Origin of the sequence: Flavobacterium sp. ALJ2, from assembly GCF_015594725.1 — a bacterium.
Classification (GTDB): domain Bacteria; phylum Bacteroidota; class Bacteroidia; order Flavobacteriales; family Flavobacteriaceae; genus Flavobacterium.
Genome location: NZ_JADNRC010000012.1, coordinates 85,766 through 104,301, shown reverse-complemented (window position 1 = coordinate 104,301; position 18,536 = coordinate 85,766). Strand labels below are relative to the sequence as shown.

At 30.2% G+C, this 18,536-nt stretch carries 19 protein-coding genes; 14 read left to right on the top strand and 5 right to left on the bottom strand.

Annotation, left to right across the window (positions count from 1 at the left end):
• Positions 1–137 precede the first annotated feature (137 nt).
• The 3 genes from IUY40_RS14555 to IUY40_RS14545 are packed head-to-tail and all read left to right on the top strand — an operon-like array spanning position 138 to position 3,244.
• Positions 138–1,121, top strand: a complete 984-nt coding sequence (locus IUY40_RS14555) for a UDP-glucuronic acid decarboxylase family protein (RefSeq protein WP_195737594.1) — start codon at positions 138–140, stop codon at positions 1,119–1,121.
• Positions 1,122–2,474, top strand: coding sequence for an exopolysaccharide biosynthesis polyprenyl glycosylphosphotransferase (locus tag IUY40_RS14550; protein ID WP_195737593.1), 1,353 nt, complete (start codon positions 1,122–1,124; stop codon positions 2,472–2,474). It begins immediately after the preceding gene.
• Positions 2,474–3,244 carry a glycosyltransferase family 2 protein gene (locus IUY40_RS14545; protein ID WP_195737592.1) on the top strand — a complete coding sequence of 257 codons (771 nt, stop codon included), beginning with the start codon at positions 2,474–2,476 and terminating at the stop codon, positions 3,242–3,244. The genes IUY40_RS14550 and IUY40_RS14545 overlap by 1 nt, the downstream gene beginning before the upstream one ends.
• Before the next feature lie 44 nt (positions 3,245–3,288).
• Here the strand turns inward: IUY40_RS14545 and IUY40_RS19505 are convergent, their stop codons facing one another.
• Positions 3,289–3,453, bottom strand: a complete 165-nt coding sequence (locus tag IUY40_RS19505) for an ORF6N domain-containing protein (protein ID WP_317190932.1) — start codon at positions 3,451–3,453, stop codon at positions 3,289–3,291.
• A 60-nt stretch (positions 3,454–3,513) separates the two neighbouring features.
• Positions 3,514–4,824, bottom strand: a complete 1,311-nt coding sequence (locus IUY40_RS14535) for a phenylacetate--CoA ligase family protein (protein WP_195737591.1) — start codon at positions 4,822–4,824, stop codon at positions 3,514–3,516.
• Positions 4,825–4,957: 133 nt separating this feature from the next.
• Here IUY40_RS14535 and purD point away from each other — a divergent pair, with 133 nt between their 5' ends.
• Positions 4,958–6,232: a phosphoribosylamine--glycine ligase gene (gene purD / locus IUY40_RS14530; protein WP_195737590.1), complete on the top strand. Its 1,275-nt coding sequence runs from the start codon at positions 4,958–4,960 to the stop codon at positions 6,230–6,232.
• Here the strand turns inward: purD and IUY40_RS14525 are convergent.
• The gene (locus tag IUY40_RS14525) at positions 6,224–6,454 is read right to left on the bottom strand and encodes a uracil phosphoribosyltransferase (protein WP_195737589.1); all 231 of its coding nucleotides are present in this window, start codon (positions 6,452–6,454) and stop codon (positions 6,224–6,226) included. The two genes, purD and IUY40_RS14525, sit on opposite strands and share 9 nt — an antisense overlap.
• A 143-nt stretch (positions 6,455–6,597) precedes the next feature.
• On the opposite strand from IUY40_RS14525, the gene IUY40_RS14520 reads away from it, so the two are divergent.
• The gene (locus IUY40_RS14520; protein ID WP_195737588.1) at positions 6,598–7,527 is read left to right on the top strand and encodes a DUF6427 family protein; all 930 of its coding nucleotides are present in this window, start codon (positions 6,598–6,600) and stop codon (positions 7,525–7,527) included.
• Here IUY40_RS14520 and upp read toward each other — a convergent pair.
• Complete coding sequence (gene upp, locus IUY40_RS14515; protein WP_195737587.1) at positions 7,522–8,175, bottom strand: uracil phosphoribosyltransferase; 654 nt, start codon at positions 8,173–8,175, stop codon at positions 7,522–7,524. The genes IUY40_RS14520 and upp overlap by 6 nt on opposite strands.
• A 112-nt stretch (positions 8,176–8,287) precedes the next feature.
• Between upp and IUY40_RS14510 the strand changes: the two genes are divergently transcribed.
• Entirely contained in the window at positions 8,288–8,893 is a 606-nt protein-coding gene (locus tag IUY40_RS14510) for a DUF4254 domain-containing protein (protein ID WP_195737586.1), read from the top strand.
• 39 nt (positions 8,894–8,932) lie between these two features.
• Positions 8,933–9,940 (top strand): glycosyltransferase family 9 protein, encoded by a 1,008-nt coding sequence (locus IUY40_RS14505; RefSeq protein ID WP_195737585.1) that lies wholly within the window; start codon positions 8,933–8,935, stop codon positions 9,938–9,940.
• A 155-nt stretch (positions 9,941–10,095) separates the two neighbouring features.
• Here IUY40_RS14505 and IUY40_RS14500 read toward each other — a convergent pair whose 3' ends face one another.
• Entirely contained in the window at positions 10,096–11,148 is a 1,053-nt protein-coding gene (locus IUY40_RS14500; RefSeq protein WP_195737584.1) for a ferredoxin--NADP reductase, read from the bottom strand.
• A gap of 125 nt (positions 11,149–11,273) precedes the next feature.
• Here IUY40_RS14500 and IUY40_RS14495 point away from each other — a divergent pair, with 125 nt between their 5' ends.
• The 7 genes from IUY40_RS14495 to atpB all read left to right on the top strand — a co-directional run bounded on the left by IUY40_RS14495 (position 11,274) and on the right by atpB (position 18,522).
• Entirely contained in the window at positions 11,274–12,743 is a 1,470-nt protein-coding gene (locus IUY40_RS14495; RefSeq protein ID WP_195737583.1) for a DUF5687 family protein, read from the top strand.
• A gap of 97 nt (positions 12,744–12,840) precedes the next feature.
• Positions 12,841–13,536 carry an ABC transporter ATP-binding protein gene (locus IUY40_RS14490; RefSeq protein WP_195737582.1) on the top strand — a complete coding sequence of 232 codons (696 nt, stop codon included), beginning with the start codon at positions 12,841–12,843 and terminating at the stop codon, positions 13,534–13,536.
• 171 nt (positions 13,537–13,707) lie between these two features.
• Positions 13,708–16,242: a gliding motility protein gene (locus IUY40_RS14485; RefSeq protein ID WP_317190931.1), complete on the top strand. Its 2,535-nt coding sequence runs from the start codon at positions 13,708–13,710 to the stop codon at positions 16,240–16,242.
• 2 nt (positions 16,243–16,244) lie between these two features.
• Positions 16,245–16,637: a polymer-forming cytoskeletal protein gene (locus IUY40_RS14480; protein ID WP_195737580.1), complete on the top strand. Its 393-nt coding sequence runs from the start codon at positions 16,245–16,247 to the stop codon at positions 16,635–16,637.
• Positions 16,615–16,842 carry an AtpZ/AtpI family protein gene (locus IUY40_RS14475; protein ID WP_195737579.1) on the top strand — a complete coding sequence of 76 codons (228 nt, stop codon included), beginning with the start codon at positions 16,615–16,617 and terminating at the stop codon, positions 16,840–16,842. The genes IUY40_RS14480 and IUY40_RS14475 overlap by 23 nt, the downstream gene beginning before the upstream one ends.
• Complete coding sequence (locus IUY40_RS14470; protein WP_195737578.1) at positions 16,842–17,225, top strand: hypothetical protein; 384 nt, start codon at positions 16,842–16,844, stop codon at positions 17,223–17,225. Before IUY40_RS14475 ends, IUY40_RS14470 begins: the two co-directional genes overlap by 1 nt.
• A 133-nt stretch (positions 17,226–17,358) precedes the next feature.
• Complete coding sequence (gene atpB / locus IUY40_RS14465) at positions 17,359–18,522, top strand: F0F1 ATP synthase subunit A (RefSeq protein WP_195737577.1); 1,164 nt, start codon at positions 17,359–17,361, stop codon at positions 18,520–18,522.
• Positions 18,523–18,536: the final 14 nt, after the last annotated feature.

Below are 18,536 nucleotides of genomic sequence, written 5' to 3'. Positions count from 1 at the left end.
TTAGCATATAAGGGTACTTTGTGCCCTTGATAAAACAAAAATAGATTTGCGGTTGATGTTATCGCAAAGATTAGATCACAATATTTTAAAGAATGTAATTCATAAATTCAATTACATTTACTACATATAAAAATTCAATGAAAAGAATACTTATTACAGGAGCAGCAGGGTTTTTAGGTTCACATCTTTGCGACCGTTTTATAAAAGAAGGTTATTATGTTATCGGAATGGATAATCTAATTACGGGTGATTTAAAAAACATCGAGCATTTATTTAAACTTGAGAATTTTGAGTTTTATCATCATGATATCACAAAATTTGTACATGTTCCTGGCGATTTAGATTATATACTACATTTTGCTTCGCCAGCAAGTCCGATAGATTATTTAAAAATTCCAATTCAAACTTTAAAAGTTGGTTCATTGGGAACACATAATTTATTAGGTTTAGCTAGAGTAAAACAAGCAAGAATCTTGATAGCTTCAACGTCTGAAGTTTATGGAGATCCTTTAGTGCATCCGCAAACAGAGGAATATTATGGTAATGTAAATACTATTGGACCACGTGGCGTGTATGATGAGGCAAAACGTTTTCAAGAGTCTATAACAATGGCGTATCATACTTTTCACGGTGTAGAAACTAGAATAGTACGAATTTTTAATACCTATGGACCAAGAATGCGACTTAATGATGGTCGTGTAATTCCAGCTTTTATCGGTCAGGCACTTCGAGGAGAAGATTTAACTATTTTTGGAGATGGTATGCAAACCCGTTCATTTTGTTACGTAGATGACCAGGTGGAAGGTATTTTCCGATTATTACATTCTGATTATGTTTATCCGGTTAATATTGGAAATCCAGATGAAATCACCATTAAAGATTTTGCTGAAGAAATTATAAAACTTACAGGAACAAATCAAAAAGTAGTTTACCACCCATTACCAATTAATGATCCATTACAGCGACAGCCAGACACTACAAAGGCAAAAGAATTGCTTGGTTGGGAAGCAAAAGTTAATCGTGCAGAGGGTATGAAAATTACATATGATTATTTTAAGTCCCTTTCTAAAGAAGAACTATCTAAAGAAGAACATAAAGATTTTTCAAATTATATAAGGTAGATGCGAACAAAAACAGGAAGATATTCAGGTTATATTCGACCTTTCTCATATTTGATAGATTTAATTATTATCAACTTATTTGCGGTTTATATAATTGATTTTTCTGTTCACCAAATCGTATTTCCTTTAGCTTTAAGCTTTGCTTGGGTTTCTATTGCTGTACATTTAGGTTTTTACGAGGTATATCGATATACTAAAGTAATTGCAATTTTAAATTGTGCACTAAAGCAATATGTTTTGTTTAGTTTAGTAGTTTTTGCATTGGCTTTTTTTTATTCGAAAAGAGTAAGTTTACTTTCGATAGTTGTATTTATTAGCACCTCTTTTTTGGCGATATTAACCATTAAGTTTTCTATTTATTTTTTCCTAAAAAAATTCAGGGTACTATATGGAGGTAACTCCAGACGAGTAGTATTAATGGGGAATAGCAAGAGCGTTGCACCATTACAAAATTTTTTTACGGATAATTTAGATTATGGATATAAGCTGATGCATATATTTGATATTGGGAGTGATAAAAAATGCCAAATTAATCAAATGAAAGATTTTGTTTTATTAAATAGAATAGATGAAATGTATTGTTCAATGATTGATTTATCGCAACAACAAATGAGGGATCTTATTTATTTTGCAGATAATAATTTGAAGACATTAAAATTTATTCCTGACGATAAACAAATATTTTTTAGAAATTTTATGTTCGAATACTATGATTATATACCTGTTCTTAAGTTAAGGAATATTCGGTTAGATGATAATTTTAATAAAGCAGTTAAGCGTGTTTTTGATATAGTTTTTTCTACTATAATTATACTTGGAATACTTTCGTGGTTAATACCAATTATAGGAATTTTAATAAAATCAGAAACAAAAGGGCCCATTTTTTTCAAGCAAAAAAGGAATGGATTGAATAATAAAGAGTTTTATTGCTATAAGTTTCGATCGATGAAATTAAATGATGGAGCACATATAAATCTGGCTTCTAAAAACGATGAGAGAATAACAAAAACAGGTGCATTTATTCGTAAGACGAGTATTGATGAATTGCCACAATTTTTTAATGTTTTAATGGGTAATATGTCTGTAGTAGGGCCAAGACCCCATATGTTGAGCGTAACAGAGACTTATGCGCTAAAAATCAATAAATTCATGGTAAGGCATTTTGTAAAGCCAGGCATTACAGGATTAGCCCAAACGAGCGGATTTCGTGGCGAAGTAGAATCGGATAAAGATATTATTAACCGAGTTAAATATGATATTTTTTATATGGAAAACTGGTCTATTTTATTGGATATGAAAATAATTTTTGATACGATTCGTAATACGCTAAAAGGCGATGATAAAGCATATTAATGGATTTAGTTTCTATTATAATTCCGACATATAATTGCGAAAAATTTATTCATCAAACGGTGCAATCTGTACAAAACCAGAGTTATCCTAACTGGGAAATTATTTTGGTTGACGATGCCTCGATAGATAATACAGTAGCAATAATAAAAGAATTTGCTCAAGCTGATAATCGAATCAAGATCATAGAATTAGAAAAGAACTCAGGGAATGGTTTTGCTAGAAATATAGCTTTGAATAAAGCAAATGGAAGGTATATAGCATTTCTAGATGCTGATGATTTATGGTTTCCCCAAAAATTAGAAAAACAAATAAAGTTCTTAAAAGATAAGAATATACCGTTTACGTTTAGTTTTTATGAATGGATTGATGAAGAAGGGAATGTTCTAAACAAAAAGATAGAAGCTCCATTAAACTTAACTTATCAACAATTGTTTTTTTGCAATTATGTAGGGAACTTAACTGCAATTTACGATGTTGATTTTTTCGGAAAAATTACAATCGAAGCTACTCAAAAAAGGCAAGATTGGCGCTTGTGGCTTACAATTTTAAAGCAAATTAAAGAAGCAGAACCAGTTCCAGAATCTTTGGCTTATTATAGGATAAGAAAAGATTCGATTTCATCTTCAAAGTTTAAATTAATTAAACATAATTTTGGTGTTTACAGGCGATTTCATGGGTTTAATTTTGTGATTTCCTGTATTCTAATGACCCGATTTCTGTTCACTCAATTGGTTATTAAACCAAGATATATGAAGACATATTTTTTATAATTCTTTAAGGTGGCAAATTGTGACCTTAAAGAATTTATTATTTTTTATATCCAATTTTCAAATTCTATTTTGGTAAATTCAAACATAAAGTCTTCAGGAAAACGATTCCTATTTCTTTTTACTTGTTCTTTTAATCGTTTCGTTTCTATTCCATAGAGCATTGCTAAATCACGATCAAGTATTACTTTTTCGTTCCGGATAAAGCATATTTTATTTAAAATAGTTTCTTCAGAAAGTAAAGATTGATTTGCGATAAGTTTTTATTTATATTATAAATAAGATTTAAACTGTTTTAGTTTGCCTCTATTGGTTCTTTCTAAAACTGTTTTTCTTGTAAAAGCGAAGTTTAAATTTGGCTCCAAATAAAGAACAATTGCAGTTTTAATTTTATCAATTTGGTTTTTATTGAGTTCATTATCACTAATATATTCTATTTCAAAAGTGTCTACTTTAGTTTGTTTAATGATAAATTCTTTAACGTTTCCATCGTCTTCAATAATACTTTTGGTCACATAATAAAAGGTTAATCCAGGTGATTTTTTACCGTTTGGTAAAACAGCAACATCATTGGTTCTGCCAATTAGTTTTTTAAGAATTGGTTTTTGTAAAGTGCTTTTTTCATCCAAAATTCCGATATCACCTATATCATAACGAATAAATGGATGTGCTTTGTTGAATAAAGAAGTGATTACAATTCTACCTTCAGTTCCATTAGGAACAGGTTGATTATTTTCATCCAGAATTTCGACAAAAAGAGTTTCTGCATTTATTTGCCATTCTCCTTCAGGGTTTTCAAATGCAATTAAATCAAGTTCAGATGCTCCATATTCATTAATAATTGGGATACCAAATTGTCTTTCTAAAAGTTTTTTATCCGATTCAAAAAGCATTTCAGAAGTAACAAAACAAGCTTTTAATGTTGGACAGCTATCTTTTAAGACGATATTTTTATTTTCTAAAAACTTAGCAAACAAAACAATCGAACTGGTATAGCCGTTGAGGTAATCGAATTTTTTGGTTCTGAATTTTTGCAAAAACCGTTCTAAAACAATATCGGATAAATTAAAAATCGGAAACCGATAGCGGTTACTTAAAAAATCTTTAAAACGTTCTTTTTTATTTCCAATAAAATCCATTGGAATGCCATAAAAACGGGCTTGATATGAAGTATTAAAATCGATTCCGTGCCAACCAAACCGCATACAGTTTGAAGCCCAAGTTAAAGCATGACAATATTTATCCTTTGCAAAAACAAATGGAGTTCCGCTTGATCCAGAGGTTTTGTTGAGGTAAATATTTTTGATGGTATATCCTTTAGAAAGTCTTTCAGAAAGTGGTTTTTGTAAATTTTGTTTATTTAAAACAGGTAAATCACTCCAATTTTTGGTATTTACAGAACCAACCAATGCAGCATAAAAAGGATTATTTAGCAAATGGAAAGCAACGATTTTTTCTTTTTTATGCTGAATAAATAGAGTATGTTCTTCTTCAGAAAAACTAATAATGGCATCCAATTCAGCTTTAGCTTTCTTTATTGGAAATCCATTTATCAGAAGGGAAAGATCAAAAAGTCGAAGCATTTGGAGTATAAGTTTTATCAAAAATAATACTTACTAACAACTAAAAATGAAGAACCAACAACTTTTTAGAAAATAATTCTGTTTTAAGGTTAAAAGCAATTATTTTTGCACCACAACTAAATACAACTATACAATGACAATTTTACTATTGGGTTCAGGAGGAAGAGAGCATGCGTTTGCATGGAAAATGATTCAAAGTCCGCTATGCGATAAACTTTTTGTGGCACCAGGAAATGCTGGAACAGCTGGTATTGCTCACAATGTAAACATTAGTCCAACCGATTTTGAAGCAATAAAAACCTTAGTACTTGAGGAAAACATAGGTATGGTTGTCGTTGGACCCGAAGATCCATTGGTAAAAGGGATTTACGATTATTTTAAAAATGACGAAAGTTTAAAACATATTCCGGTTATCGGACCATCAAAATTAGGCGCACAACTTGAAGGAAGTAAAGAGTTTGCCAAAGAGTTTTTGATGAAGCACAATATTCCAACAGCAGCTTATGATAGTTTTACTGCAGAAACTGTAGAAAAAGGATGTGAGTTTCTAGAAACATTGCAACCTCCTTATGTTTTAAAAGCAGATGGTTTGGCAGCAGGTAAAGGAGTTTTGATTATTCAAGATTTAGAAGAAGCTAAAACTGAATTAAGAAACATGTTAGTTCATGAAAAATTTGGTGCAGCGAGTTCAAAAGTGGTTATCGAAGAGTTCTTAGATGGTATCGAACTAAGCTGTTTTGTATTAACAGATGGTAAAAGTTATAAAATACTGCCTACAGCAAAAGATTACAAACGTATTGGAGAAGGTGATACAGGATTAAATACAGGCGGAATGGGAGCAGTTTCTCCAGTTCCTTATGTTGATGCTGTTTTAATGGAAAAAATCGAAACACGCATTGTTAAACCAACAATCGAAGGTTTCCAAAAAGACGGAATCGAATATAAAGGTTTTGTATTTATCGGATTAATAAATGTTAATAATGAACCAATCGTTATAGAATACAATGTAAGAATGGGTGATCCAGAAACTGAAGTTGTAGTTCCAAGATTAAAAACTGATTTGGTAGAATTGTTTTTGGCTGTAGCCAATGAAAAACTAGATACAATTTCTTTAGAGGTAGATCCAAGAAGTGCTACAACAATTATGGTTGTTTCGGGAGGTTATCCAGAGGATTTTGAAAAAGGAAAAGTAATTTCTGGATTAGAAAATATTTCAGATTCTATTGTTTTCCATGCTGGAACAAAGTTGGATAACAACAATGTTATAAGTAATGGTGGAAGAGTTTTGGCAGTGACTTCGTATGGAGACAACTTTCAAGAGGCCATAAAAAAATCTTATCAAAACATAGACAAGCTAAATTTTGATAAGATGTATTTTAGAAAAGATATTGGCTTCGACTTACTTTAAAAAAGAGTGAGCCGTAGTATCTTGATTTTCTGTTCCGGCTGCATCAAAAATGCGTAATTGTTTAATCCAATATACCATCGCAACTGCACAGATAATCATAAAAATCCAATTAATTGTATTAGCACCAAACCATGATACAAGTTCTAATGAACGTAAAAAATCAAGGGGAGCAAATAAAATGTTTACGAATAAGTACTGTATTCCTTCAAAAAAAGCTGTCATAATTTATAAAATTATTTTGTTATTTATTGTTTTGTAACATATTGAAGTTATAAATCCCGATAATCAGAATCTTTATTTCAAGTTGTTGGTTTCCTTTTTAAACAAGTATTATATTTACAGTCACAAAAGTATAAAATATCCTTATGATAACAAGTGTTTTTAAAAAATCTACACCATTAAATTATTCTTTGGTTGTAATTTTAATGCTGGTTTTCTTTTTCATCTATCAATTTCAAGATATTTCTTGGACAAAATCACTTATTTCAATTTCTGAAAAAATAAGTTTATTGATAGTTGTATTAGGATCGATGTTGATAACAAATTTTGTGGTCAAGAAAAACGGGCTTAGTAAAGACAACGGTTACACGATATTTTTTTATTTATTGTTAACGTTATTTTTTCCATCAGCGTTTAATAATCCTACTATTTTACTTGCCAATTTTTTTGTACTATTAGCGCTTCGTCGTTTGTTATCATTGCAATCCCTAAAAGCTTCAAAAGAAAAAATATTTGATGCATCATTATGGATTCTATTGGCTTCTTTGTTCCAATTTTGGTGTATTTTATTCCTTATATTAGTATTTATATCAATAATTTTTCACGTTGCGGGTGATTATAGAAACTGGATTTTACCATTTATAGCTCTTTTTACTATAGCTACGTTGTTCCTATTAGTATCTTTATTGTTTAATATTGATGTAATTACATTTTTTAAAAATCATGCATTGCTTGATTTTAGGATCAATTATTTTACCAATAATTATCAAAATGGGGCTTTATCAATATATGTTGCAGTAGCTTTATTCCTAGTAGTTTCGTTGTTGTTAACATTATCAAATAGACCATTATTACTACACTCTTCTTATAAGAAAATTGTAGCTTATTTCTTTATAGGAGTTATTATATTTTTAATATCACCTAATAAAAGCAATGATTTACTATTGTTTACACTTGCACCATTGGCTATTATGGGATCAAGTTATATTGAGTTTTCGCAAAATAAACTAAACAATGAAATTGTTTTTGTAGTCTTGATTTTGTGTAGTCTTTTTACTTTTTTTTCTCAATTATAGTTTATTTCCATAAGCTAGGTCGCCAGCATCACCTAATCCTGGGACGATATAATTTTTCTCATTTAAGTTACTATCCAAGGCAGCAATCCATAAATGACAAGAATCTGGAAGATGTTTTTCTAGATAAGCAACACCTTCTGGAGCAGCAATTACAACAGCAAGATGCATTTCTTTTGGAGCACCATTTTGTATTAATTTCTGATAAACAGCAACAATAGATTGTCCAGTTGCGAGCATTGGGTCAATTAATAAAACGGTTTTATTATTGATACTAGATAAGGCTTGATATTCGACTAAAATAACAAATTCATCATCATTATTAGGATGATGTCTGCTTGCCGAAACAAAACCATTTTCGGCTTCATCAAAATAATTTAAGAAACCAATATGTAACGGTAATCCAGCACGTAAAATAGAACATAGGATCAGTTTTTCATCTATTTCGGTAGTGTTTTTAATACCAAGAGGCGTTTCAATTTCTACGTTTTTATAAGATAGGTCTTTACTTATCTCATAAGCCATAATTTCACCAATTCGCTCAATATTTCTTCGAAAACGCATGCTATCGTTTTGAACTTTTATATTTCGTATCTGACCTAAAAAGTGGTTTAAGACGCTGTTATTTTCGGATAAATAGTGAATCTGCATGATGGTAATTTTAATTATAATTTTAAATCTGATTTGTGATAAATAGATTTATGATTTGATATTTTTTTATAAAAGTATAAAAAGTATCTTTGTATCTATAAAAATTAAAGACATGTTTTCAAAATTAGCATATTCTGTATTCGAACAAAGCATCAAAGATTATCATAAATTTGATAATGTTGATCAGCCAATAAGCAATCCATATCCTAAAGATAAATTTGAACATTTATTATATTTAAAAAACTGGATAGATACTGTACAATGGCATTTTGAAGATATTATTCGTGATCCAAATATCGATCCAGTAGCTGCACTTGCTCTAAAAAGAAGAATTGATGCTTCTAACCAAGAGCGTACTGATATGGTAGAATATATCGATAGTTATTTTTTACAAAAATTTAGCAATGTAAAAGTAAAAGACGGCGCAAAAATCAATTCAGAGAGTCCTGCATGGGCATTTGATAGATTATCAATCTTAGCTTTAAAAATTTATCATATGAATGAAGAAGCTACTCGTGCAGAAGCTTCACAAGAACATAGAGATAAATGTCAGGAAAAACTAAATGTACTTTTAGAACAAAGAAGTGATTTGTCTACAGCAATTGATGATTTGTTAGCAGACATTGAAAATGGAGATAAATTCATGAAAGTGTACAAACAAATGAAAATGTACAATGATGATGATTTGAATCCTGTTTTATACCAAAATAAAAAATAATTGGCAGAATTTTCCAATAAAATTAAGCACATAGCCGTCATGAGACTTTCCGCAATGGGAGATGTCGCCATGACGGTTCCTGTTTTACGCGCATTTGTAAAACAGCACCCGGAGGTTCAATTAACCGTAATTTCACGCCCATTTTTTAAACCATTTTTTGATGGAATACCTAACTTAACTTTTTTCGTTTTTGATGATAAAGAGCGTCATAAAGGTTTTATTGGATTGGTGCGTTTATATAAAGATTTAAAAGAATTGCATATTGATGCTTTTGCTGATTTGCATAACGTTTTACGTTCTAAAGTTGTCAGGACTTTTTTCGCTTTAAACGGAAAGAAAACCGCTTTTGTTGATAAAGCAAGAGAGGCTAAAAAGGCATTAATGCGTACAGAAAACAAAATCTTTGAGCAATTACCAACGATGTTTGAACGACACACAAAAGTGTTTGAACAACTAGGTTTTTCGTTGGATTTATCTAATCCTGAATTTCCTAAAAAGACAGTTTTAAGTGCAGAAATTACAAATTTGATTGGAGAAAACTATCAAAAACTAGTAGGCATCGCCCCTTTTGCTCAATACGAATCTAAGGTTTATCCTATGGATTTAATGCAGGAAGTAATTGCAAAATTGGCTGAAAATAAAGAGTATACAATCTTACTTTTTGGTGGAGGGAAAAAAGAAATTGAAATTTTAGAATCACTTTCTAAGCCATTTAAAAATGTAATAAATGTAGCTGGAAAAATTAAGTTTCAGCAAGAATTAAAACTGATTAGTAATCTCGATGTAATGCTTTCTATGGATTCAGGAAATGCTCATATTGCTGCAATGCTGGGTGTAAAAGTAATCACACTTTGGGGAGCAACACATCCGTATGCAGGATTCTTACCATTTAATCAAAAACTAGAAGAAGCATTGGTATCAAATAGGACTAAATTTCCTTTATTACCAACATCGGTGTATGGAAACAAAATAGTTCCTGGTTATGAAGATGTAATGCGAACAATTTTGCCTGATAAAGTAGTATCTAGTATTCAGTCGCAGTTATAATAATTCAGTATTCAGTGAGTCTTATTGTGCATAGAAAACTAAACTTATAAAACAAAAAAAGAGTTTGCAATTGCAAACTCTTTTTTATGAATTTATATTTTACATTCAATAAATATCTGAAAACTATGACTGTTACGAAAAATTGAGGCTTAAGATTAAACATCATCATAATCTACATAAATAGACTCCGATGTTGGATGTGCTTGACAGGTAAGAATTAATCCGTCTGCGATTTCTTTATCCGTTAAAATCGAGTTCTTTTTCATTTCGGCAGTTCCCGAAGTTACACGAGCAAGACAGCTGCTGCAAATTCCGCCTTGGCAAGAATAAGGAGCATCAATTCCTTGCTTTAAAGCAGCATCAAGAATGGTTTGTTTTTGAGACATTTCAAAAGAAACTTCTTCATCATCAACAAGAACAGTGATTTTTGAATGTCCTTCTAATGAAGTATCAATTTTATTTTCTTGAGTTGAAGAAGTGAAAAGCTCAAATTTTATAGCAGATTCTTTCACATTTTTTTCTTTCAGAATCCCTGAAACAGTATTGATCATTTCTTCAGGACCACATAAATAGAATTTATCAAATTCTAATTCTTTATGTTTGTTATTCAATACATAATTTACTGCCGATTTATCAATTCTCCCAAACAATGCATTTTCTGCTTTAGCCTGACTATAAACATAGTGTACAAAGAAACGGCCTACATATTGCAATTGTAAATCGTGTAATTCTTGATGGAAAATAGTGTCTTCAATAGTTTTGTTTCCGTAAACTAGTACAAATGAACTTTTTGGCTCACTTTTTAAAACTGATTTTAAGATAGAAAGTACAGGAGTTATTCCACTTCCAGCAACAAATGCAGCATAATTTTTTTGTTTTTCAGGTTCCGGTTCAAATGTAAATTTGCCTTCTGGTTTACCTACTTCAAGGACATCTCCAGCTTTTAGTCTTGAAGTTGCAAATTGAGAAAAAACACCATTTTTCACAGCTTTTACTGCAATACGTAACTCGCCACTCTCTGGAGAAGAACAAATAGAATAAGCACGACGAAGTTCTTTGTTATCTAATGTTAATCGTAAATTGATATATTGTCCTGCAACAAAAGCATAGTTTGATTTTAGTTCTTCAGGAACATTAAAAAGTATTGAGACTGCAGCAGCAGTTTCACGTTTTACTTCTTTTATTATTAGTTTTAGGAATGAAGGCATGATATTGTTTTTTTGCAAAAATAGCAAACAGCTATTAAATGATTGGTATTAAATAGTAATATTTTATTTTGTTTGTAACGTTTTCTTACATTTACAGACTAACTGACAGACTAAACCATAAAAAAATGATTAAAAAGTTTATTTATCTCGAATGGAAAGCCTTTTCAAGGTCGGCATCTTTTGGTGCTAATGTAGCATTGAAAATTATAATAGGGTTTCTGGCAGTTTATTTTTCACTTATTTTTATAGCAGCAGGAGCTGGGGCTTTTTATATTCTTAAAAAGATGAATCTGGATCCTTTATTAACTATAAATAAGTTCTTAGTTTATTATTTTTTATTCGATTTGGCCATTAGACTTTTAATGCAAGCCATTCCAGTGCTTAATATAAGACCTTTATTAACATTGAGAATCCAAAAGAAAACCATAGTTCATTTTTCACTTGGAAAAACAGCCTTATCGTTTTTTAATATTGTTCATGCTTTCTTTTTTCTCCCTTTTACGATAGTATTATTGCTAGAAGGATATGATATCTTAGGTGTAATTTTTTGGCATTTGGCTATAATAGCATTAATTTATATCAATAATTACCTGAATATTTTGTTAAGTAATATTGATAAATTGTTTGTCATTTTTCTCGTTGTAATAGCTATTTTTGGAGGATTACAATATTATAATATTTTTGATATTACCAATTATACCGTTTTCTTTTTTGATGGATTATATGTAATAAAAGGACTTTTTCTTATTCCGGTTTTGGTTTTGATAGGGTTGTATTATGTAACTTTTAATTATTTTAAAAGCAATTTATATCTTGATGCAGGACTTTCGAATAAGCACGATATTGCTAAAACTGAAAATTTAACGTGGCTTAATCAATTCGGGACATTAGGAACATTTCTTAAAAATGATATTAAACTTATAAAGAGAAATAAAAGATCCAAGATGACTATTATGATGAGTATTCTTTTCTTGTTTTATGGTTTACTATTTTTTTCTGGTGGGGTCAAATCATATAATAGCCCCGTTATGCACATTTTTGCAGGTATCTTTGTTTCAGGTGGTTTTCTGTTTACTTTCGGACAATTTGTACCAAGCTGGGATAGTTCGTATTACCAACTTATGATGACTCAAAATATTCCGTACAAAGGATATATTACATCAAAATGGTGGTTAATAGTTATCGCAACAATTGTTTCAACAATATTAGCTTCATTTTATCTTTATTTTGGATGGCAAGTATATCTTATAATTGTCGTTGGAGCAATTTATAATATTGGCGTTAATTCACATTTAGTTCTTTTAGGAGGAGCATTTACTAAAACTCCAATTGACTTAACATCTACTAGTGGTGCTTTTGGAGATAAAAAAGCGTTCAATGTAAGTGCAATGTTGCTTACACTACCTAAATTATTGCTACCAGTGGGATTGTACTGGATTGGTTTTTCTCTTGGAAATCCTAATATTGGATTAGCATTGGTTGCTTTAGCAGGAATTATAGGTTTTGTATTTAGAGATAAGGTTTTTTCATTAATCGAAAAAAGATATAAAATCGAAAAATATAAAACCATAAGTGCATATAAACAAAAGGGATAATTTATCAATTTAAAAATGTGTCAATTAGAGAATTAATTTTAATTGACGTAATCTAAAAATCAATTCCGAAGCTTCGGGACTAAAATCTATAATTACCATGATACAAGTAAATCAACTTTCAAAAATATATAACGGGACAACGGTTTTAAAAATAGAAAATTTAGAAATTCCAAAAGGGCAAAGTTTTGGATTGGTTGGAAATAATGGAGCAGGGAAGACTACTTTTTTTAGTTTATTATTGGATTTAATCCAGCCATCTACAGGAAATATAATTAATAATAACGTACAAGTAAATAATGATGAAGGTTGGAAAACTTTTACAGGTTCTTTTTTAGACGAAAGTTTTCTGATTGGGTATTTAACTCCAGAAGAGTATTTTTACTTTGTAGGAGATTTACGCAAACAAAATAAAGCGGATGTTGATGCATTGTTATCAAAACACGAAGAGTTTTTTAATGGTGAAATTTTAAAAAACAAAAAATACCTGCGTGATTTATCCAAAGGGAATCAAAAAAAAATAGGAATTATAGCCACGCTTATTGGTGGCCCCGAAGTAATTGTTTTAGACGAACCATTTGCTAACTTAGACCCGACAACAGTGAGTAGATTAAAAAAAATAATTAAAGAACTAGCAGATAATCCGAATGTTACAGTTTTGGTTTCGAGCCATGATTTGCAACATACAGTCGAAGTTTGTGATAGAATAGTTGCTTTAAATAAAGGAGAAATTGTAAAAGACATCCAGACATCTAAAGAAACACTTCAAGAATTAGAAGCGTTTTTTGCCGTTTAAATATAAATATTTCAAAAAGAAGCGTATTTTTACCAGTCATTATACTAAAAAACTTTTTTAGATGTTAAATGTTAAAAGTGTTTCCCATTGAAAAACAATAGATTTAAATACATTTTTCTGTTTATATTTATCTCTTTTTTGATAGCTTGTTCTACAAAAAGAGATACGTTTTTGGCAAGAAATTCCCATGCTTTAAGTACAAAGTATAATATTTTGTATAACGGGCAAGTGGGTTTTGATAAAGGGATGAAAGCGATAGAAGCTAATTATACCGATAACTTTTGGAAATTACTGCCTGTTGAAAGGATGCAAATTGATGAAGGTAATTCAGATGAAGTTAAAACTAAAAATCCTGATTTTCAACTTGCAGAGACAAAAGCGACCAAGGCCATTCAGAAACATTCGATGAATATTGGTGGACGAGAAAAAAACAGTCAGATAGACGAAGCGTATTTAATGCTTGGTCAGGCTCGTTATTATGATCAGAGATTTTTACCTGCTCTAGAAGCATTTAATTACATTTTATATAAATATCCAACAAGTAGCAATATCAATACGGCAAGAATTTGGCGAGAGAAAACCAATATGCGTTTAGGTAATGATGAGCTGGTTATAAAAAACATCTATAAATTAATAAAAGGAGTTGCATTAAAAAAGCAAGTTTATGCAAATGCAAATGCCTTATTAGCAGAAGCTTTTATTAATTTGGAACAAAAAGATAGTGCAATTACAAAACTTAAAATTGCAGAAGAGTTTACCAAAAGAAATCCAGAAAGATCTAGATACCGTTTTATTTTAGGACAATTATATCAGGAAACAAATAAGAGAGATAGTGCACTTTATTTTTATCAATCAGTAATCGATATGAACAGAAGAGCAGAACGAAAGTATGTAATTAATGCTTATGCAAAAAAGGCTCAGTTATTTGATTATCAAAATGGTGATAGTGAACTTTTTATTAAAACATACAATAAATTAGTTGATGATAGAGAAAATAGACCATTCTTAGATGTAATATTTTATGAAATGGGAGTCTTTTTTGATAAAAATAAAGATGAAAAATCAGCATTAAAATTTTATAATTCTTCTTTAAAAAGAAAATCTAAAGATTCCTATTTAGTAGCATCCACCTATCGTAACATAGGGAATATGTACTTTAAAAAAGCAAGTTATACATTAGCAGCAAAGTATTACGATAGCACTTTGGTTAAATTAGATTCTAAAACTAGAGAATATGTTTATATCCAGAAAACCAGAAAAAATTTGGATGATGTAATAAAATATGAAGGTATTGCTAAGCGTAATGATAGTATTATAAATGTAGTTGGACTTTCAGATTCAGACAGATTAAAATATTTTGGAGATTATATAGCCAAGTTAAAAACTGCCGATGAAGCAAAACGAATTCTTGAAGAAAAACAAAAAGAGAAAATTGCCAATATAGAGCGAAATACTAATGGAGGAGGTATAGAAACTATAACAGCAAAAGGTGCTCTACCAGGGAATTCTGAGAAAAGTGGTATTCCAAGTCCGCCAACAGGAAATGAGGTTGCGAGTGTTTTTTATTTTTATAATCCATCAACAGTAGCTTATGGTAAATTACAATTCAAAAAACTCTGGGGGAACAGAGATGTAAATAGCCACTGGAGATTACCGTCTAATAAATCGAATGCAAATTCTGATGATGATAAATCAACAGCAGTTGTTGTAAATGATTCAATAAAAGAAGAAGTAATAGTTGAAAAATATACCGCAGATTTTTATTTAAAACAACTTCCAAAAGACAAACAGGCAATAGATAGTATTGTTCAGGAACGAAATTTTTCTTACTACCAGTTAGGACTTATTTACAAAGAGAAATTCAAAGAATATGAATTGGCTAGCAATAAGTTAGAACAATTATTGAAGAATAATCCTGAAGAAAAATTAATTTTGCCATCAATGTATAATTTATATAAAATATACGAGATTATAAATCCTGCTAAAGCAGTATCGATGAAACTGGATATAACTTCACGTTACCCAAATTCAAGATATGCACAAATTATAAATAATAATGGTTTAGATGAGGGAGGAGGAATAAAGGCACCAGAAAAAGAATATCAAAAATGGTATAAATTATTCCAAGAAGAAAAATATGCCGAAGTCTTAAATAATATTGATAATCTCATAAATCAATATTCAGGAGATGAAATAGTTTCTAAATTTGAGTTATTAAAAGCCAATACATTAGCAAAAGCCAAAGGATTAGTTGCGTATAAAAAAGCAATAGAAAATGTAGCAGAGAATTATCCTAATAGTGAAGAAGGTAAAAAAGCACAGGATGTTTTAGCCAATCAAATTCCATTTTTGGAGAAACGTGTATTTACAACTGTTGATAACAGAAATTGGAAAATCCTTTACAAAATAGGTATTCAGGATGAAAAAGCAAGAAAAACAATTGAAGATATTATTAAAAAATTCTTAGTTGATGAGAACTTCCAAAAACTAACTTATTCTTTTGATAAATATGATTTGGACTCTGGATTTGTTACTATTCATGGTATAAAATCAGAGAGTTATGCAAATGATGTTGCAAAAGTATTAAAAGAAAACAAAAAGTATAATTTGGCAGCCTATCCAGCAGTAATAATATCAAGTGACAATTATAGTATAGTACAAATTAATAAAAATTTAGAAGCCTATTTAGCTCCTAAAACACCTTAAACATGTTTAATAAAGCCCAAAAATTTAGCACAGAAAACCTAGGAAAAACGAATAGAATAGTTGAAGGAACTATCATAACCGGAGATATTACATCGTTAGCCGATTTTAGATTAGACGGAGAATTAATAGGTAATTTTACCTCGAAAGGAAAAATTGTACTTGGCCCAAAGAGTAAAGTCAAGGGAGAGATCATTTGCCAGAATGCCGATATTGAAGGAGAATTTACAGGAAAGATCAAAGTTGCTGAGCTTTTAAATGTAAAAGCAACAGCAAAAATTAATGGAGAAGTAACCGTAGGTAAATTATCTGTAGAACCAGGTGCCGACTTTACAGCGACTTGTATAATGATGACAGATTCTAAAAGTGCAATAAATGACGGAGAAAGAACCAAATGAAAATCAGAGAAATAACAAATGGCTAGTTTTTGTTAACATTCCAATACAGATGGGAGTAATTATATTTTTATTTTCCTATCTGGGTATTTGGTTAGACGAAAAATATTCAAATGGAGGTTCACTGTGGACAATTATCTTGTCTTTATTTTCTGTCTTTCTAGCTCTTTATAATGTCATTCGACAAGTTAAAAATTTAAATAAATAATGAATAAAGTTGTAGATTTTCTTAAGTATTTTGTTCCTTTTTCGATTGTATTGTTAGTTACACAATATTTTATAATGCAATCATTGTCAGCTCAATTAGTGTTTTTTTATTCCGTTTGGAGTATTTACATATTTAATATTTTAGCTACTTTTTTAGTGTACCTGTTTTTAATTTATGTGAATAAAGTTTTCCCAACTTATACAGGGTTCGCTTTTCTTGGAGCAAGTTTTTTCAGAATGATGGTAGCTATCATTTTTCTAATTCCTTTGATAAAAGCCGGCGTTAAAGATCCAATAATTGATTTGGGAGCATTTTTTATCCCTTATTTTTTATTTTTACTTTTTGAAACCTATTTTACTGTTAGACTAATAAATAAAGGCTAATCGCTTCATTGTTAGATAAGTTGATAATTTAAAATGTAATTTCAAAAAACACATCCATAAATTTTCGATTTTCAATTTAAAATGTACCTTTGCAAAAAATTTTTGGAACCTAAAATTAGATAAAGATTTAATAATGATATTTTCAAACAAACCAGTTCAGTACGTATTAGTTACTTTATTAGCTTTTACTTCGTCGATAAGTTTCGCCTCTACTCCTGTTGATAGTATTTCTATTAAACACGAAAACGTTGTTGAGACAGTTGAAGGAAGCGGTCACGGAGAAAGTGTTGGTCACGAAATAGAAAAAGAGTTTAATGCAAGTGAGTTGATTAATTCACACATTGGAGATTCTCATGATTTTCATATTGCTGACTGGAAGGGTCATGCTATTTCGCTAAATCTACCAGTTATTTTATGGACTAAAAATGGATTAGAGATTTTTTCATCAGAAAAATTTCACCACGATAATGCAGGAGAACATGTTGTAGATGTCAATGGTCAAAAAGTTGTTCGTTATAAAGAAGTAATTTTTTATGCTGACAAATTTGAGCAAATGACAAAAGAGGAAAGAGATAATGGCGCTTTTGCTTTTGATGCAAGACCTTTAGATTTTTCTATCACAAAGAATGTTTTCTCGATGTTGTTATCAGCAATAGTTTTGTTTTTCTTGTTTTTTGCAGTAGCAAGATCATATAAGAAAAACCCAAATGCACCAAAAGGATTGGCAGGATTTTTAGAGCCATTAGTTACATATGTTAGAGATGAGATTGCGATTCCAAATATTGGAACAAAAAAATACGCTAAATACATGCCGTATCTTTTAACTATCTTTTTCTTTATCTGGATTAATAACCTTATCGGATTGATTCCTTTCTTTCCATTCAGTTCTAACTTAACAGGTAATATCTATTTTACATTTGTAATGGCATTTATTACTTTTATCGTTACAACTTTAAGCGCAAACAAAAATTACTGGGGTCATATTTTTAATACGCCAGGAGTTCCTGTGTGGTTGGCTCCAATTATGATTCCTGTAGAAATTATAGGAATGCTTACTAAGCCATTTGCATTGATGATTCGTTTATTTGCAAACATCACTGCAGGTCACATTATTATTTTAAGTTTAGTTTCTTTGATTTTCATTTTCAAAACTATTGCTATCGGGCCAGTTGCTGGAGCATTCGTATTGTTCATGAGTGTATTAGAAATGTTGGTTGCTGCTTTGCAAGCATATGTATTTACTTTGCTATCAGCATTATTTATTGGTCAGGCTGTTGAAGAGCACGATCATCATTAATCAGAGTTTTATTA

Bases quoted from the DNA above. Each gene is read 5' to 3' on its own strand.
- IUY40_RS14525 (WP_195737589.1), bottom strand. From the start codon at position 6,454: ATGACAGCTTTTTTTGAAGGAATACAGTACTTATTCGTAAACATTTTA.
- IUY40_RS14495 (WP_195737583.1), top strand. From the start codon at position 11,274: ATGATTAAAAAGTTTATTTATCTCGAATGGAAAGCCTTTTCAAGGTCG.
- IUY40_RS14500 (WP_195737584.1), bottom strand. From the start codon at position 11,148: ATGCCTTCATTCCTAAAACTAATAATAAAAGAAGTAAAACGTGAAACT.
- IUY40_RS14490 (WP_195737582.1), top strand. From the start codon at position 12,841: ATGATACAAGTAAATCAACTTTCAAAAATATATAACGGGACAACGGTT.
- IUY40_RS14470 (WP_195737578.1), top strand. From the start codon at position 16,842: ATGAATAAAGTTGTAGATTTTCTTAAGTATTTTGTTCCTTTTTCGATT.
- IUY40_RS14480 (WP_195737580.1), top strand. From the start codon at position 16,245: ATGTTTAATAAAGCCCAAAAATTTAGCACAGAAAACCTAGGAAAAACG.
- IUY40_RS14545 (WP_195737592.1), top strand. From the start codon at position 2,474: ATGGATTTAGTTTCTATTATAATTCCGACATATAATTGCGAAAAATTT.
- IUY40_RS14475 (WP_195737579.1), top strand. From the start codon at position 16,615: ATGACGGAGAAAGAACCAAATGAAAATCAGAGAAATAACAAATGGCTA.
- IUY40_RS14520 (WP_195737588.1), top strand. From the start codon at position 6,598: ATGATAACAAGTGTTTTTAAAAAATCTACACCATTAAATTATTCTTTG.
- IUY40_RS14555 (WP_195737594.1), top strand. From the start codon at position 138: ATGAAAAGAATACTTATTACAGGAGCAGCAGGGTTTTTAGGTTCACAT.
- IUY40_RS14510 (WP_195737586.1), top strand. From the start codon at position 8,288: ATGTTTTCAAAATTAGCATATTCTGTATTCGAACAAAGCATCAAAGAT.
- upp (WP_195737587.1), bottom strand. From the start codon at position 8,175: ATGCAGATTCACTATTTATCCGAAAATAACAGCGTCTTAAACCACTTT.
- purD (WP_195737590.1), top strand. From the start codon at position 4,958: ATGACAATTTTACTATTGGGTTCAGGAGGAAGAGAGCATGCGTTTGCA.
- IUY40_RS14550 (WP_195737593.1), top strand. From the start codon at position 1,122: ATGCGAACAAAAACAGGAAGATATTCAGGTTATATTCGACCTTTCTCA.
- atpB (WP_195737577.1), top strand. From the start codon at position 17,359: ATGATATTTTCAAACAAACCAGTTCAGTACGTATTAGTTACTTTATTA.
- IUY40_RS14505 (WP_195737585.1), top strand. From the start codon at position 8,933: ATGAGACTTTCCGCAATGGGAGATGTCGCCATGACGGTTCCTGTTTTA.
- IUY40_RS14535 (WP_195737591.1), bottom strand. From the start codon at position 4,824: ATGCTTCGACTTTTTGATCTTTCCCTTCTGATAAATGGATTTCCAATA.